Here is a 16,755-nt window from a genome sequence, read left to right as displayed (position 1 = left end):
TTTTTTTATTTGTTCGATGGATTCCTGTCTTTAGGAATGCAGCTCATAGAAAAGCCTTCTATCATATAGCAGATCGCATCCTTGGTTTCACATCGAAGAGCGTCGTTATACGTAACGTTCTTGATATCCAATTCGATCCTTTCACAGGCCATCTTTTCCTTAGCGTTAACATTTTGCGTATTGTCCTGGGCTAGGATAGAAGCCGCTCCTCCCAAAGTTAAGCAGAGAGTTAGGAGTATTGTTTTTTTCATTGTTTCAGCTCCGGTGTTGCGGTTCGTTTGCAGAGCCTTGCAGGTTTCCCAGTCCAGTCAATCGATTTGAATAGGTATTTGATCTTAGGAAAAATGATTGTGAAGGGCTGTTTTTCTCCTATTTTGCCCTGGTGAGTTCAGCCCCAGGATCCTCGGTCCCAAAAACCAAACAGTTTTTATTTTATCTTCTATTGGCATTGCCCCTTCTGTATCCGATCCTTTTGAAACCCAGCGAACAGTTGTATTCGGATCATCTAGGCAAATTCGTATTGGGCGAATCGGTCTTACGGAATCATTTCCGATCCGGGGACCTGGCTCTTCCTTCTCGTGAATTAGATAAACAATCCAGGTTTTGTCCTACGGAATGTATCCGTATAGACGAGGAAGTCATCAGTCCCTTTCCGGCGACTCTAGGTTATTTCTACGCTCTGATTCTGCCTTGGGGAGGAATAGAAGGAGTGTATATCGTAACCTCACTCTTTGTTTTGGCTTCTCTCCTTCTTCTTTCCCTTTTATGGGAGAAAAGCCTGGCATTCTTAAGCATCCTTGCGATATGCACTCCCTTTGTGGTGAACGGTTACTTCTTTCCGGATGTTGGGATCGGAGCTTTCTTATTTGTATTGGGGAGTTTTCTGTTTCTGCGTGCGGATGGGAATACCGCTGCATTTTCCTTCTTGGTCTCCGGATTCTTATCTGCGTTTGCCGGTTGGTTTAGAATAGAGGCATTAGTGTTTCCTGCTTCTTTTCTATTCTTCTTGTTTTGGTTCCGATTTAGAGCGAGAGAAGAAAGAAAAGGGATCTTACTCTATCTCTTGGGATTCTTAGTCGGCGCATTTCTACTTTTGGGGACACAATATCTTCTCTACCATCATCCTATGGGTCCTCGTTTCTCTTTCAATCAGCCCACTATGTTTATTTCTCCTCTTAGAAAGGGGGAGATCTATTTAGGACTACTCATCGCAAACCCGAATCGGATCGGCTTTTTCGGATACACTCCGCTCTTTGTTATTGTTCTTTTGTTCTCCGTTTACTTTCTATTCTTTCAAACGAATTTCTTCCGGAGGAAAGAAGAAGAGCCACTATCCAAAAGAAATATCTTTGTGATCTCGGGATTGGCAGCGTTTGTGCTTTTGGTGCTTTCTGCGCCGAATGATGGGATCATAGATTTCGGTTCTAGGTATTTGCATTTAAGTCTTCCTAGTTTTGTGGGGATGCTTTTGACCCTTTCCGATTCCATTTCTAAAAAGTTCCCTTCAAAAACGTCCGGAAAGATCGGGAAGGCATTCGGGATCCTTCTTCTTCTCTTTTCTGCATACATGACTTTTTCTTATACTCAGATCCTTGGCAGGTTCGGAAGAAAATCTACCAAGATGAACCAAGTTTATTTGGACCAAAAGCCGGACTTAGTGGTCGTTCAGGTAAGAACTCACGCGCAGATCCTGGGGAAATACTTCTTTCAAACGCCTTCGGTTTGGTTGGTGAAAGAGGCATGGGTCCAACTTTTCTTTTCCGAAAACGATCCGAACCAATTCTCGAAGATACTATTTGTACAATCTAAGGCGTCCTTTCCTCCGAATCCTAAACCGGAGGATTTGTTTGAAAAGAATTCGTATTACAAGGCTGCAAAAGAGAATTTAGGGCCGGGCTTCGAAAGGGATTTTGTGGAGAATCGGGAGGATGTATTGATCTTCTCGATGAAGAGAAAGAACTAAGCAAAGCGGAATATATTAGAAAAGTTGAATTTATCTAAGCCAGGCCAATATGGCAAACGTTTCACGGCAAAGATCAAGAAGAGAAACAATCGAAAGCAGCCGAGTTCTCTGTTTTAGTAGTGTTTTTACTCGAAGTCTTCCTCCGATTCTAGGACCAACTCACACAGCTTGGTATAGAACTTGGATTGTAATTCCCTTCTTTCTCTTACGATCCCTACAAATGGAAGAAAGAGTTTGGATCTTAATCCGTACAGTCTTCCGTGGATCCCATCTCCCTTCTTATAAGAAACCTTGGAGTCCACGATAAAGCGTAATACTCTTTTTCCTATGAGTTGGGCGGACGCTAAGAAGACGGATTCCGAATCGAACAATTCCACATAGAACTTTGGGATCTTCGGACTGGATTTGCGAACGAATACTGCGGCGCTCATATGCATATTATATCCGTAAGACCCTCGGAGTATGTATCGTAGGTTTTAAATTCCCGTGTCCGAGGTTACGATTTCGTAAAAAGAAAAATCCGGTTGTTCGGAATGGATTTCGACCAGAGAATAAGGTCGGATCCGTTTTTTGAGATTGCTCCAGGCTTTTAGGAAGGAAAGAATGTCCGGGATGAATCCGAGTACTAAAAAGATCCAGACCAAGTTGGCAGTGATCCGACTCTTGCAGGAAAACAAACGAATGAGCCTTGAGGATCTTTCTAAGTATTCCGGCATTGAGGATATCAAGGATCTCAAGAAAGAACTCGGAAAACTCTACATGGTCGGATCCTATCCGTACACTCCGGACCAATTCATAGAACTGGATTACGACGGAGACACTATCGGGATCCGCATGCCTGTGGATCTGGAGCAGGGGTTGGTGCTTAGCGTAAGAGAATGGGCTGCCATCCGAAGTCTTTTCTTAGAAGAAGACGAAAAGGAGATCAGCCCTTCTCGAAAGAAGATTCTCCAATCTATATTAGAAAAAATTCATGCAATCCTGCCTTCTGCCGGGGTTCCGAGTGAGAACGATCTTAAGAAAAGAATTCATGATGCGATCCAATCCGGCAAATCTCTGGAGATGCAATACCAAGCAAACGGAGAAGCCCAGGCGGAGATAAGACGAGTCGATCCATGGGCCCTTTTGAGTTTTCGAGAAGAATATCTGATCGGTTATTGCCATGTGAGAAAGGCACCTAGGACATTTCGCTTGGATTCCATTATCCAACTTTCTCTCACGGACCAAGACTCGGTCCAAGTCCCTGACGAAGAAAGAAAAGAAGCCATCCTGAAATTAAAGAAATTCCTAAGCCAAACGGAAGCGGATTCCGAAGTTGCAGAGATCTATCATACTGCCGAAGTATATTTTAATCTTCATTCCAGACTTCCCTTAGAAAGAACGAAAGATAAGATCCAACTCAAAGGAGTTTGGTACTATCTATCCAAGACCAAGATCCGGAACGAAGAATGGTTTCTCTCCACTCTGAAAGGATTCGGGCCGAATGTGATCATACGCAGTCCGGAAAATTTACAGGAAAGAATGAGACTGTACTGGGAAGCTCAATCTCTTTTGGAAAGATGAAGTTCATATTGGGACTCTACTGAAATTCATACTTTGGCAAAAGGAAAAGCGACGATCGGGATTGCTTGTTCGCACTTTTTGTAAACCGAAAGAGTTCGCTTAAAGATTGACCGGTTAGCCTTCCTGCTTGATGAAGAAAATACCTTGCTCTCTCCCGCTAAAATCAATCTAGGACTAGAGATCCCATACAAGAGGCCTGACGGATTTCACGAGATCCGAAGCGTGTTTCTACGATTGAATTGGGGAGACGATATCGGGATCGAGCCGATCGATCCGGGACGCTTTGAGCTAGTCTCTGAGAATCAGATCATCTTGGAGAAAAGGCGTTTGTATGATGAGGTTTCCGAGAAAGGGGATCTTTCTAAGAATATTCTTTTCAAGACTTTCACTAAGGTCCGTACTCATTACAGAGAACTTCCCGGAGTGAGGATCCATCTCACTAAGAAAATCCCTCCTGCTGCGGGACTAGGAGGAGGTTCCACCAACGCTGCATCTCTTCTTTCTTTTTATTTTGGATTAGGTCCTGAATTTCACTCGGATGAATTGCTCCGGCTTGCGGCAGAAATTGGGGCAGACGTTCCCTTCTTCTTATCGGAAGGAAATGCATTCGTTTCCGGGAAGGGAGAGATCATGAGAGAAATAGAGGTCCATTCCGGACAAGGGATACTCGCTCTTACTCCGCAGGTGCTGTCTACTGCGGAGATGTACGCAGGTCTCAAAAAGCCTTTACAAGCGGACCCACCCTCGAAAAAATGGATTTCTCTACGCGAAGACGTCGAATTTGCTTTAAAAGAAGGAAATTGGGCGGCTTTGAGAGGAAAGCTCGTAAACGACTTCGAGCCTCTGGCCTTTCAAAAGTTTCCGGAATTAGGGAAATTGAAAGAAAGCCTTTTGGCAAATGGAGCTAGTTATTCTTCCCTAACCGGTTCCGGATCTTGTATCTACGGACTCGTGCAAGGGTTGGAGATACGGGAAGAGCTGTTGGCCAAAATGCAGACAGAATTTCCCGACCTTACGTTTGTTAGCTTTAACTATTAAAGAGATTGAAACTGGGCCGTCGCCAAGTGGTAAGGCAGCGGTTTTTGGTACCGCCATTTCATAGGTTCGAATCCTATCGGCCCAGCCACTGTATTTCACCGGATTACTAAATGGACGCCAAAAAGGAAGCAGTTGCCGTAGTATTAGCTGCGGGAAAGGGAACCCGCATGAAGACGGAGCTCCCCAAGGTGGCTGTTTCCTTAAATGGAAAGCCTCTCTTGAATCATGTCATCGATCATCTCCAAAAGGGAGGGATCTCTAATATAGTCGTGGTTGTAGGCTATAAGAAAGAAGAGGTCCAAGCTTTATGCTCCGATATTCCCGGAGTTCGTTTTGCGGAACAAAACGAGCAGCTCGGCACGGCTCATGCTGTCTTATGTTCCGAATCCTTGGTCAAAGACCATACTGGTCCAATCCTAGTCGCTTGTGGGGATGTTCCCATGATCACTGGCGAGACCTTTGAATCCTTAGTTTCCACTCATATCCAAAACGGTTTCTCCGCTACCCTGCTTTCTGCAAAGGTGGAGAATCCAACCGGTTACGGACGGATCGTACGTAACGCAAGTGGAGAAGTGATCGCAATCGTAGAAGAAAAGGACGCAAGTCCTGAGCAGAAGAAGATAGATGAGATCAACACAGGGACTTATGTATTTAGTTCCGAAGGTTTGTTCGACTCTCTCAAGAAAATTGGAAATAGCAACGCACAGGGAGAATACTATCTTCCTGATCTAGTAGAGTTATATAAAAAAGAAGGAAAGAAATTGGGCGCGGTGGTTCTCAAAAATAGCGGCGAAAGTCAGGGAGTCAATTCTCCTGCGGATTTGGAAAATCTAACTGCAATCCTGAAAAGCGAGGTAGCGGCGAAATGAGCAGCAATATAGCCGTTTTTTCAGGATCTTCGAATCGCACCATCGCAAACGAGATTTGCCAGGCTCTCGGAATTGAACCGGGCAAGATCAACCTTCGTAAATTCTCCGATGGAGAAATCGCAGTTAAGATAGAAGAGAATGTGCGGGGAAGGGACGTGTTCCTGATCCAATCCACTTCTGCTCCTGCAAACGATAACCTTATGGAATTGCTTCTGATCATGGACGCTCTTAGAAGAGCTTCCGCAAAAAGCATTTCTGTTGTGATGCCTTATTATGGATATGGAAGACAGGACAGAAAGGCGGAGCCAAGGGTTCCTATTTCTGCAAGAGTGGTTGCAGATCTGGTAGAGGTCTTAGGGCCGACTAGAGTGATCGTAATGGACCTACATGCAGATCAGATCCAGGGATTCTTCAAGGTTCCAGTGGATAATCTCCATTTTAGTCCTGTACTAGTAGAATATGTACTAAGCAAGAAATTCGAAGATCTAGTGATTGTTTCTCCGGATTCAGGCGGAGCGGAAAGAGCCAGATCCTTCGGAAAGAAAGTAAACGCTACGTTAGCTATCATCGATAAGCGAAGACCGAAAGCGAATGTTTCCGAAGTTATGAACGTGATCGGGGATATCGAAGGAAAGAATTGCATTCTTCTGGATGATATGATCGACACTGCAGGAACGATCTGCAAGGCCGCAGACGCTCTATTGAAAAACGGAGCCAAGTCTGTGTATTGCGCAGCCACTCACGGAGTTCTTTCCGGAGAAGCGATCGATCGTTTGAACGCGACCCCGTTCGTAGAAGTGGTATTATCAAATACGATAGAGATCCCTGAATCCAAAAGGATCTCTAAATTAAAGACTCTGTCCGTGGCGCCATTATTTGCGGCTGCGATCCAGAGAATATCGACCAATCAATCGGTCAGCGACCTATTTATATAAGATACAAGGGTAAAACAATGAGTCACAAAATTGCTGTTAAGAAGAGGACCGAAACCGGCAAAAACGAAAACAATCGTTTGCGCGCGTCTGGCCAAGTCCCGATCAATATTATCGGAGGCGGTGTTGCTGCTTCCGGTTCCGTTAACGAGAAAGAATTAGAGAAGATTGTCCATTCCGGAATTCGTCAGTCCACTCTGATCGACCTAGAAGTCGAGGGAGCAGGAGTACAAAAGGCTTTCGTAAAAGAGATCCAAAGATTCCCGGAGATCGATAGGATCCGTCACGTAGATTTTTATAAAGTTGAGACTGGCAAGAAGATCATCACTAAGATTGGAATTCGCACCGAGGGGATCGCAAAAGGTTCCAAGGTCGGAGGTCAGTTCGACCATCTGATCCACGAGATCCGAGTTAAGACAGTTCCTGAGGATCTGATCGAGAGCTTGGTTCTGGATGTTAGCGATCTGGATGTAGGTGATTTCATCAAGATAAGCAACCTGAAAGTTCCTGCAAGCTGGGAGATCCTAGTAAACGGAGATCCGATTGTGGCTGCGGTCCTGAAAACGAAAGCTCTACTTGCTCAAGAGAGAGCGGATGCTAAGGAAGCTGCTGGCGATAAAAAGGGCGGTAAAAAGGGGAAATAATTTCTCCTTCTCGTGATCTAAACTTGGAATACGGTATTGTATGAAGTTAATTGTCGGACTGGGAAATCCCGGAGACAAATACAATAACAACCGATCTAATATCGGCTTCAAGATCCTCGACGTTATTGCGAATAACATTAACGTAGAGATCAAAACGAAGAAGAAAAAATCTCTGATCGGCAGAGGAGACTTCGAAGGCGAAGAGGTTGTATTACTCAAACCTCAAACTTTCAGCGACCTCTCCGGAGAGTCCGTATTGTACATTGCTTCCTTCCTGAAAATTCAGGTACAAGATATTCTAGTGATCCACGAAGATTGGACCTTGCCCTTGGGAAAGATCGTAGTGGATAAGGGAGCGAATGGAAACGAGAACCCCGGAGTGAAATCCGTCGTGCAATCCTTGCGTTCGCCGAATTTCGTTCGGATCCGGATCGGGATCGGTAACGAAAATTTTGACGGATCCAATCTGGATAGTTTCTTAAAAGAGGATTTCCAGCCTTTGGAAAACCTGAGTCTGATACAGATCATCAACGATGCCGAGGCTGCAATCCGCTCGATCAGCCTTGGAGATATCGAAGATGTGATCGAAAAATACAGACTATAGTCCCAAAAATAGGCCGTGATACTTTAAAGTTCGCGGCAGTATTTTTTTTAACCCATCCTATTTCTATCTAGACCAGCTTATCTTCTATCTTCTTTTGTATTCCTTCCCTGAACGAAAACTCCTTTACTTTTCGGGAAAAAAAGGGACTCTGAATATGGGGAACTTTTTTACCAAAATCGGTTTCCAAAGCTATATCGATTCCGGTGGATGCGGAAAGTTTTCAGTGCCTTCCGAGTCTAAGTTATGGGAAGAAAGCGGCTCCGAAAGAGATGCGGAGCTTGGGAGTAATATATGAATAACAATAATAAAGGTCTGAGATTACTGATCCTTTTCATTTTGGTGATCTTGGGCGTATCGTTCTTTTCCACCCAAATAAAGGACATTTGGGGAAGAAATCCGGAAGTCATTCCGTTCTCCCAATTCATGAGTATGCTGGAACCCGACGGTGCCTCCAAGCCAAAAGGCAAGCTCATCAAGATCAAGGACTCCAAGTTCCCAGGCTGCGATAAGCTAGTGATGGAAGGAGATCTGATCAAAGGTTGCTACGAGCCGTTCGAAGGAGAGGTCAAGATCCCTGTTCGCTTCGAGACCAAAGTGGCTCCTATCGACAAGGATTTCCTTTCTTCATTAAGAAGAACGAATATAGATTTCGAAGTGGTTTCCGTAGAGAACGGTCACGGATTCGGAATGCTGAGTTCCTTCCTTCTCGTAGGTGTGATCGGCATTTTCATATTTTACTTTTTCATTATGCGTCAGGTTCAGTCTACCGGCAATAAGGCTTTCTCTTTCGGTAAGTCCAAAGCAAAAATGACTGTGGATCCTAAGGTCAAGGTCAGTTTCGCGGACGTTGCAGGCTGCGAAGAAGCTAAGACCGAGCTCGTAGAGATCATCGAATTCTTAAAAGATCCTAAGAAATTCCAAGCAATGGGAGCAAGGATCCCAACCGGAGTTCTATTAGTAGGTCCTCCGGGAACCGGTAAGACCCTTCTTGCGAGAGCGGTAGCAGGCGAGGCAGGAGTACCATTCTTCAGTATCTCCGGTTCCGACTTCGTAGAAATGTTCGTGGGTGTGGGAGCTTCTCGTGTTCGAGATCTGTTCGAACAAGGTAAGAAGAATTCTCCTTGTATCATCTTCATCGACGAGATCGACGCTGTAGGAAGATTGAGAGGCGCCGGATGGGGCGGTGGTCATGACGAGAGAGAGCAGACACTAAACCAAATGCTCGTTGAGATGGACGGATTCGAGAAGAATGAAGGAGTGATCGTAATGGCTGCGACAAACCGCGCAGACGTTTTGGATCCAGCTCTTCTCAGACCGGGACGTTTTGACCGACAAGTGATCGTAGATCTTCCTGACTTGAACGGAAGAGAGCAGATCCTGAAGGTCCACTCCAGAAAAGTTCCTTTAACCAGCGATATTTCTTTGAACTCCATTGCGAGAGGAACCCCTGGATTTACAGGCGCGGATCTTTCCAACCTGATCAATGAAGCGGCTCTACTTGCGGCTCGTAAGAATAAGAAACGGGTCACTCAAGAAGAATTAGAAGAGGCTCGCGACAAGGTCATGATGGGACCGGAGCGTAGATCCTTCTTCATTTCCGAAAAGGAAAAAGAGGTCATCGCATTTCACGAAGCAGGTCATGCTATCTTAGGAACCTTGCTTGCTTATACCGAGCCAGTGCATAAGGTAACCATCATTCCTAGAGGAAGAGCGCTTGGATTGACCCAGTCCCTTCCTACTGAAGACAAACATATTCATACCAAAGCGTATTGGTTGGATCAGATCGTGGTCTGCATGGGTGGATTCATTGCCGAAGAGTTTAAGTTCAAGATGACTTCTACCGGCTCTAGCAACGATATCCAGCAAGCCACTAATATCGCCAGACGAATGGTTTGTGATTGGGGAATGTCCGAAAAGCTAGGCACCATCAATTATGGAAGCGGCCACGAGAGTCCTTTCCTTGGAAGGGATATGGGCCAAAGCAATAAGGCATATAGCGAAGAATTCGCAGCCATGATCGACAAGGAGATCCGAGACATCGTTCAAACCTGCCTGAATAAGGGAAGAGAACTGGTCCGTAAGAACTCTACTAAGTTCGAGAACTTGGCCAAGGCTCTACTCGCTAAGGAAACAGTTTCTCATGATGAACTGATGGCGATTGTTCATCCCGCAAACGAGGAGCCTAAGAAGAAGACTGAGAGATCTACTAAGAAAGAAAAAGGCGGAGAAATTCCAGGCAAGCCCGCCTATTCTACCGGAGTGGAATGAGATACTGGCTTTTTAAAACAGAGCCCGACGTTTTCTCCATAGATACCTTGAAAGCCTCCCCGGGGAAGACTGCTCCCTGGGAAGGAGTTCGGAATTATCAGGCAAGAAATTATTTAAGAGACGAGGTCAAGAAAAACGACCTCGTTTTATTCTACCATAGTAGCTGTAAACCTCCTCATTTGGCGGGGATTGCGGTAATAGCAAAGGAAGGCTATCCGGATCATTTTGCCTTCGATAAGAAACATAAGTATTTCGATCCGAAGAGTAAGCCGGAAAAACCGACCTGGTTCATGGTGGATGTGAAATTTAAGGAAAAATTTTCTCGCCCAATTTCACTAGAAGAATTAAGATCCCACGGGCAACTAGAAGGAATGGTGCTTTTGCAACCCGGGGGTCGTCTTTCCATCCAGCCCGTGAGCGAAAAACATTTCAAATATATCTGCGAATTAGCCGGGGCCAAGATACTTCCCGGTTAGGGAGATTTTCGGTGGATTCTTTCCGGAAAATTCGGAATTCAATATCCTTTCTTCTGCTACTAGCCCTTCCATTGGGTTCGTTATTCTCAGAAGAGAGCCTCCCTGTATTCCCGATCACCGGTAGCATGTTTGGAGTTCCTCTGAACAAGTACATGCTTCTCCGTACCGTCCAACCTGGAGAAAAGAAAACGTTGGGAGACTTGCAAGAAGGTACTTGGGACAGGATCCCTAAGGACAGTCTTTCTCTCAGCTTCACCGATAACGAATTCTTCGTTCGGTTTAAGGTGCAGTCCCCGCCGAAAGAAGGGACCATCTCGTGGTACTTCGTTCTGAATAATCCAGGAATGGAAAATCTCACCGTATACAAGAAGACGTACAGGGCCGAAGGTATCGTCTGGGCCGAGCTTTCGCGAGATCTGAGAATGTCCTATATCCAGCAGGCCTTCCTGATTGAGACTCCACCCAATCGCGAAGAGGAATTTTTGGTTTCCGCATCGAGCAGAAGATCCGTGGTCTTCAATTTCCAGGCCTGGGCTCCCAAAGAATTCGCGGCTCATATCCAGATGGAGAACCTTCTATTAGGAGTGTTCTTCGGTGCGATCGGGATCATGCTGGTCTACAATATCTTTCTCGCTTTCGTGGTGAAGGATTCCAGTTATTTCTTCTACGTTTTCTATCTGTTATTCTATGCCCTTTGGCAGCTTTCGGTTACGGGGATCGGTTCTCAATATCTGGTGCATACGAGTGCAACTTCTTGGAACGATTATCTGACTGGATTTGCGTTCTTGTCCGTTGCGTTTTCCCTTTTATTTACTAGGTCCTTTCTTCATATGGAAAGGGAAACAGGTTGGAAGAATTCAGCTTTTCTAATATTGGCCGCGTTTGCATTCTTAGGATTCTTTGCTTCCTTGTTCATGGGTATCTACGGGATCATGATCCGTGCTGTATCTTGGTATCCGTTCTTGGCCGCCTTATTGGTAGTGTATGCTGCCGCCCTTCGATTGAAAAAAGGATATCGTCCTGCCAGATACTTTCTTTTGGCATGGTCCGTGCTTATCGTTTCCGTTCTGATCACTTCTCTGAGGAACCTTTCCTGGATCCCGGATACCTATGTGACTCATTGGTCGGCTCAATTCGGTTCCTTGGTGGAGATGACCCTTCTTTCCTTCGCATTGGCGGATCGAATCAAGACTTTAGAGAAGGATTCCCTCCAGGCAAGATTGGAGAATTATGAAAACCTTCTCAAGTTAACCGAAATTGAACAAGAGTTGAAGATCGCAAGAGAGTTGCAAGAGTCCATTCTTCCGGACCGAGTTCCCGAAGTTAAGAACTTGAAGCTTTCCGTCCGAAGCGAGTTTGCAAGTTCAGTAGGAGGAGACTTCTACGATTTCCAATATTTGGAAACCGGAAAGCTCGGGATCTTTCTTTCAGATGTTTCCGGACACGGCGTTCCTGCTGCGATCATTTCTTCCATGGTGAAGCTTGCATTCTCGATCGAATCCAGAAAGAACGAGGATCCTGCTGAAGTACTTCGTAGTATCAATCGATCCTTAAGCGGGAAGTACGGAAAACATTTCATCACCGCAGCTTATCTGCTCGTGGATCTGGAAACCGGCAATGTTTCGTATTCGAATGCGGGTCATCCGCCAATCGTGGCAATTTCTAGAAATTCCGGAGAAACGAAAGAGATCTATCTGCCTGGATGGATCATGGGAATGGATCCTAATTTGAAGAACTCAGTGGTAAACTTCGAGATGAAGCCCGGGGATAGGCTGATCATATATACGGACGGGATCACGGAAGCCAGAAGTCCTTCGGGAGAGATCTTCGGTTTTCAACGATTCTATAAATTACTCGGCGAGCATATAGGGACTTCGGGAGAAGAATTGGCGGAGATGCTATTCTCCACTGTGAGAACCTTTGCGGGGAACCGAAAACATTTCGAAGACGATATAACCTTACTCATCTTGGATTATCTTCCGGTCCCCGAGGACAAAGGAAAAATAGAAGTTACTTCGAACCTTTCAAGAAACTGATCAGCTCGTTTGAGACTTGGATCGGGCGTTTTCTGTAGCTCTTCTTGTATTCTCTCTTATATTCCTTGTGACAGCTTTTGCAAGAAGACTGAAGATCTCCTTTAGCAATAGCAGTTTCGCCGATCTCTTTCCATCTTGCCTTTTGATCATCTAGAGCGTAATTAGGAACTTCTTTTAGGATCCTTTCTAAGGCCGCCTGAGCTGCCTTGTCCCCTTTCTTTGCCTTTTTTGCGATGGGGTCGGTATAATCTTCCATAAAATCGTGGAGAGTGGTTTCGGTTGTCGCAGTTTGTGCGAAAGAAACTCCAAAGCTTGTGAGAAGAACGAGACTCGTTAGAATATATCCTAAGGCACGGTTCATTTATTAAAGACCTCTTTTTCCCCATTCTTGGCCCTTTCGAAGAGATGAAAAGTTCTTTCTCGGAATTTCTGTAAGGGAATCGAGATTGAAAAATAATCTCAGTATCTAATTTTCGGGAACTTATTCTTATGGAAGCGTTCGAAAGGCTGATTTCATATTCACAAAATATAATTTACTATAGAGATTGAATGAACGATACATTATTCATTTTTCTCACATTTATTTTTTGATCGGAAAGTATAATTTTCACTTTTGGCTTAGTCATTATTTGCAGAAGGAAAGCGCATAAGCGTCGCATCAATCCAGAAGTCTGTTCCATTCTTGGTCGTAGTAGCGAACTAAGCTTTGGTTATCCAATCGATTCGGTTCTACAGGGACCTTGGACATATCTTCCGGGAATTCGGAGAGGGATTTGAGTTCGGTTTCATTCAGGAATTTTAATCCTACTGGAAGAGCCTTCCGATAAGAAGGAAGTTTCTCCAATCCTCCCATGATAAATCCCCATTCTCCGAAGGAAGGTACGTACACATGCAATGCTTTGGTGGTAAAGCCTGCCTCTCTCAAAGTGGCCTCTACACACCAAAAGGACATTCTGGCAAATAAAGGAGAAGTGGATTGGATCTCTACAACAGAGAATCTGTTTAACCTTCTCTTTAAGTTTCTGTAGAAAGCGGTGCTGTACAGTTTACCTATGGAAAAATTGCTGGGGTCAGGAAAGTCGATGAGCACTACGTCGTATACGGAGTCCGATTCATCCAACCAGAGAAATGCGTCCGCATTCTGCACTCTTACCTTAGGGTCTTTCAAACTTGATCCGTTGATCTGACTGAGGATCGGCTGCTCTGTAAAGATACGGGTCATTTCAGGATCTAGATCGACCAGGGTGATACTTTCTATACCTGGATGTTTGAGAATCTCCCGGACAGCTAATCCGTCGCCTCCGCCCAATACTAATATTCGTTTCGGGTTCGGATGCGAGAGAAGGGCCGGATGCACCAAGGTCTCATGATATCTATATTCGTCCCTGGAACTGAATTGCAAATGGCCGTTTAAGAATAATCTAAGCTCGCTCTTATACTTTGTGACTACGATCTTCTGGAAATTGGTTTGTTTAGAGTAAATGATCTCATCGGAGAATAGATTCTCTTCGCTATAGAATGTGATCATTTCGGAGAAAGCGAAACCTAATCCGAGAAGGGTCAACACTATGGCGGACTTTGCTCTCAGGAGATTTTTCTGGCGGTCGGCTAAAGGAAGAACAAATGTCCCCCAAAGTGCTGTGCCCGCATTCAAGAGTCCGAAGAATAGGGAGGTTCGTACCATTCCCAATTTGGGCGCGAAGAAGATAGGAAAAGCGAGTGAGGCCAATAAGGCTCCGGCATAGTCCAAGCTGAGTACCTTGGAAACCATATCACGAAATCCTAATTTATTCTTCAGGATACGAAGCAGAAGCGGAATCTCCATTCCTACCAGAGTGCCTACCGCCACCACGATCGTAAATAAGGGGATCTGAAAGATCCTGGTCTGCCCGAAACTTAAGAATAGGATAGTTGCGCTAAATCCGCCTAGTAACCCTAAGGCGAGTTCCACATCCAGGAATTTGGGGATCAGGTCCTCTAATAGGTAACGGGAAAGCCAACTTCCTATTCCCATAGAGAATAAATAGACCCCGATCACGAGAGAGAATTGTGTAACTGTTTCTCCTAGTAGATAGCTTGCGACGGTTCCTGCGAGTAACTCATACACTAAACCGCAAGAGGAAAGAATTAAGACGGATACGAGTAAGGCTCTCTGCAGTTTATTTTCCTCCCGGAAAATTTCGAGTGAACCAAGAGTAGTGAGAGCGATAGATGCCCGGGTTCTGTCGGACCGTTTTCGGTACTTGATTGATCTCTTCGAAATCGTCCGAGGCTCCTCCGAGTCTATAATTCGCAAAGAAACCGAAAGCCATGCTCGCGGCGAAAATCGGATAGACCAATCCCTTTAAAAAATCCATTTGATACCTCTTTATTCTCGCCTAGATTCGAATAGATAGCTTCTGAAATACGTATAGATCAAGGGAAGCCAAAGGAAGATAGAGAACAGAAAGAAAGGAGCGACACTCATCACATCCCTGAGCACAGTCACCTTATATTCCGATCCGGTCCCGGGAAGGTAATCCGACTGGCTCTCTAAGCGGAGATAGTATTTACCGGGAGGAATTTCGGCTAACGCTTTAGAGTCCGATTTTGACCCTTCTGACCAGGATTCTCCGTCGTCGACTCCGTGATAATAACTGGTTTCCATTCCAATATCGTAGGCGGTGTCCGTATCCACGTTGATCAAAGCGGTGGAAAAATATAAATATCGATTGTCCAGGTTAGGAGCCTCGATCTGGATCTCCACGTTATCGGAAGGATCTCCGGGGATCTCGAATACATCCGTTACAAAGGAATTGTCGTGAAAATTGGGAGATCCGATATCCGTATTTTGTGTGGAAGTTTGCGTATATTTGAAACTTCCCTTAAATACCGTCAGGTTTTTTGCCTTAGCACATCCGTTGATCTGGAAACCGAGGAACACGATCGTCAAGACGAGAGCCACCCAGAAATTCCGTTTAAAACGGATCTTGAACGGATTCGGTTCGCAGACCCCAACTATTTCCGGTTTTTGTAATGTAGAGGCCACGTCCAAGGGCAGTGATTTCCTCATCACATTGAAAGGGATGAAGGTTCCCTTGGACCAGAAGATCTCTTGGTTCGTCTTTTCGGAAGAGATCATATTCGGAGGAGCGATATAATCCTCAATCTCCGCCTTTTCTCCCGCACTTACTTTCCAATAGAATTCGCCGAGTGCGAGATCCGTTTTGGAATCGGAAGTGCTAAACCATTTGTATGCTTTCTTATCGAAGACTCGCTTTAGCCCGGCAGACCACTTTGGAATTCCAGGTAAGGGCTCGAAATAAGTCCAGTTATCCCCGTTCTCGTTCAGCCAAGAATATCCACCTTGGTATCTAAGTAGATAATCCGTCCAAGTATAGGTCTCTCCGTCTATCTCGGTAGATTTCTTTAATATACCGATTACCTGGGACTCGGGGAGTTTTGGAAGCGTTACCTTTGTTCCCAAAGGAAGGCGAATATCCTTCTTGGAAACTTCTTCGAACTTTCCTATGATCTTCAGTTCTTCTCTTTCCGAATCCATTACGGTTCCGCAATATTCGCAGGCAATGGACTTGGAGAAACCGGGGCTCAATTGGCTGAGAGAGGCTCCGCATCCCATACATTGTATGGATCTGGCGGGGACGGGAGTTTGGTTGTAGGCGACTTCTTCTTGCCGTATATTCGTTAAATGTAATTCTTCTAAGCTCGCAAAGCTTCCGGAGAATAGTAACGCCGGGCTCTCCGAATAATCCAAGGTCCCAAACAAGCCCTCACCGTTTGCAAGATCTAAGAGAGGAGCGGTGTAACCCGTCTCGAAACTTACGGGAAGTTCACCTTCTCCGCTCACGCAAGTGGCGGTCATGATCTCCTTTAAGGTCCATTCTTCTTTGCCTAGGCTGAAATCGTCTCCAGGGCGAAGTCTTTCCCTTCGATTGCCTTCCTTAGTTACGCTGTAGACGTCGATCTCACCCGAGTCGCCGGTCTCGAGCTGAGGGATCTGCTCTCGGGGAATATCGGTTTGCAATTTTGTATAATAATAACTGCCCTGGGCCTCTCCTAACCAAGCGGAAGATCCGTCTCCTTCTGCTACATGCCACTCGTTCCAGAACCCCAATTCGAATTTGAGCTGGATCCTACCTAAAACTCGGAAGTGTTTTCCTTTGTAATTTCCTTCTGTCCCGATCTGAACGATAGAATGGTCGTCTGCGAGTTCTCCCGCCAATCCCATCTTTTCCAGATTCGCGTCTTTCTTTACGGAGATGGTCTTACAACTGGAACAAACGGCGTACACGGACGCTTTGTTTTGGATGGGTACGGGGGCTCCGCAGTTAGGGCAACTTAGTTCCGGCACAAAGAAAGGGG

16 protein-coding genes and 1 tRNA gene are annotated in these 16,755 nt (G+C 45.3%); 11 read left to right on the top strand and 6 right to left on the bottom strand.

From position 1 onward, the window contains the following. Positions 1–5: 5 nt before the first annotated feature. Positions 6–251 (bottom strand): hypothetical protein, encoded by a 246-nt coding sequence (locus tag EHO57_RS10075; RefSeq protein WP_135645133.1) that lies wholly within the window; start codon positions 249–251, stop codon positions 6–8. Positions 252–382: 131 nt separating this feature from the next. Between EHO57_RS10075 and EHO57_RS10070 the strand changes: the two genes are divergently transcribed. Continuing rightward, on the top strand, positions 383–1,963 hold the full coding sequence (locus EHO57_RS10070) for an LA_3751/LA_3752 family putative glycosyltransferase (RefSeq protein ID WP_135645135.1): 1,581 nt from the start codon (positions 383–385) through the stop codon (positions 1,961–1,963). Between the two features lie 125 nt (positions 1,964–2,088). Here the strand turns inward: EHO57_RS10070 and EHO57_RS10065 are convergent, their stop codons facing one another. Next, positions 2,089–2,394 (bottom strand): hypothetical protein, encoded by a 306-nt coding sequence (locus EHO57_RS10065; protein WP_135645137.1) that lies wholly within the window; start codon positions 2,392–2,394, stop codon positions 2,089–2,091. A gap of 181 nt (positions 2,395–2,575) precedes the next feature. On the opposite strand from EHO57_RS10065, the gene EHO57_RS10060 reads away from it, so the two are divergent. From EHO57_RS10060 to EHO57_RS10015, 10 genes are all read left to right on the top strand, one after another. Next, entirely contained in the window at positions 2,576–3,526 is a 951-nt protein-coding gene (locus EHO57_RS10060; RefSeq protein WP_135645484.1) for a helix-turn-helix transcriptional regulator, read from the top strand. A gap of 144 nt (positions 3,527–3,670) precedes the next feature. Continuing rightward, positions 3,671–4,564, top strand: coding sequence for a 4-(cytidine 5'-diphospho)-2-C-methyl-D-erythritol kinase (locus tag EHO57_RS10055; RefSeq protein WP_135645139.1), 894 nt, complete (start codon positions 3,671–3,673; stop codon positions 4,562–4,564). Between the two features lie 12 nt (positions 4,565–4,576). Beyond that, positions 4,577–4,652, top strand: a tRNA-Gln gene (locus tag EHO57_RS10050). A gap of 22 nt (positions 4,653–4,674) precedes the next feature. Then, on the top strand, positions 4,675–5,433 hold the full coding sequence (locus EHO57_RS10045; RefSeq protein WP_135645141.1) for a sugar phosphate nucleotidyltransferase: 759 nt from the start codon (positions 4,675–4,677) through the stop codon (positions 5,431–5,433). After that, a complete protein-coding gene (locus tag EHO57_RS10040; protein WP_135645143.1) occupies positions 5,430–6,368 on the top strand; it encodes a ribose-phosphate diphosphokinase in 939 nt (312 codons plus the stop codon). The genes EHO57_RS10045 and EHO57_RS10040 overlap by 4 nt, the downstream gene beginning before the upstream one ends. A 17-nt stretch (positions 6,369–6,385) precedes the next feature. Further along, entirely contained in the window at positions 6,386–7,009 is a 624-nt protein-coding gene (locus EHO57_RS10035; RefSeq protein ID WP_135645145.1) for a 50S ribosomal protein L25/general stress protein Ctc, read from the top strand. 40 nt (positions 7,010–7,049) lie between these two features. Then, complete coding sequence (gene pth, locus EHO57_RS10030) at positions 7,050–7,613, top strand: aminoacyl-tRNA hydrolase (RefSeq protein WP_135645147.1); 564 nt, start codon at positions 7,050–7,052, stop codon at positions 7,611–7,613. A 291-nt stretch (positions 7,614–7,904) separates the two neighbouring features. After that, on the top strand, positions 7,905–9,881 hold the full coding sequence (ftsH, locus tag EHO57_RS10025; protein WP_135645149.1) for an ATP-dependent zinc metalloprotease FtsH: 1,977 nt from the start codon (positions 7,905–7,907) through the stop codon (positions 9,879–9,881). Further along, on the top strand, positions 9,878–10,357 hold the full coding sequence (locus EHO57_RS10020; RefSeq protein WP_135645151.1) for an EVE domain-containing protein: 480 nt from the start codon (positions 9,878–9,880) through the stop codon (positions 10,355–10,357). Before ftsH ends, EHO57_RS10020 begins: the two co-directional genes overlap by 4 nt. Positions 10,358–10,482: 125 nt before the next feature. Next, positions 10,483–12,393 carry a SpoIIE family protein phosphatase gene (locus EHO57_RS10015; protein ID WP_246050632.1) on the top strand — a complete coding sequence of 637 codons (1,911 nt, stop codon included), beginning with the start codon at positions 10,483–10,485 and terminating at the stop codon, positions 12,391–12,393. On the opposite strand, the gene EHO57_RS10010 is transcribed toward EHO57_RS10015, so the two are convergent. From EHO57_RS10010 to EHO57_RS09995, 4 genes are all read right to left on the bottom strand, one after another. Next, positions 12,368–12,754: a hypothetical protein gene (locus EHO57_RS10010; RefSeq protein ID WP_135645155.1), complete on the bottom strand. Its 387-nt coding sequence runs from the start codon at positions 12,752–12,754 to the stop codon at positions 12,368–12,370. The genes EHO57_RS10015 and EHO57_RS10010 overlap by 26 nt on opposite strands. Before the next feature lie 297 nt (positions 12,755–13,051). Further along, positions 13,052–14,551 carry a polyamine aminopropyltransferase gene (locus EHO57_RS10005; protein WP_135645486.1) on the bottom strand — a complete coding sequence of 500 codons (1,500 nt, stop codon included), beginning with the start codon at positions 14,549–14,551 and terminating at the stop codon, positions 13,052–13,054. A gap of 1 nt (position 14,552) precedes the next feature. Beyond that, on the bottom strand, positions 14,553–14,750 hold the full coding sequence (locus EHO57_RS10000) for a hypothetical protein (protein WP_135645157.1): 198 nt from the start codon (positions 14,748–14,750) through the stop codon (positions 14,553–14,555). Between the two features lie 11 nt (positions 14,751–14,761). Then, positions 14,762–16,744, bottom strand: a complete 1,983-nt coding sequence (locus EHO57_RS09995) for a DUF4178 domain-containing protein (protein WP_135645159.1) — start codon at positions 16,742–16,744, stop codon at positions 14,762–14,764. Between the last annotated feature and the right edge of the window lie 11 nt (positions 16,745–16,755).

The organism is Leptospira langatensis, from assembly GCF_004770615.1.
Taxonomy (GTDB): Bacteria; Spirochaetota; Leptospiria; order Leptospirales; family Leptospiraceae; genus Leptospira_B; species Leptospira_B langatensis.
This window is presented reverse-complemented; position numbering and strand designations above follow the sequence as displayed.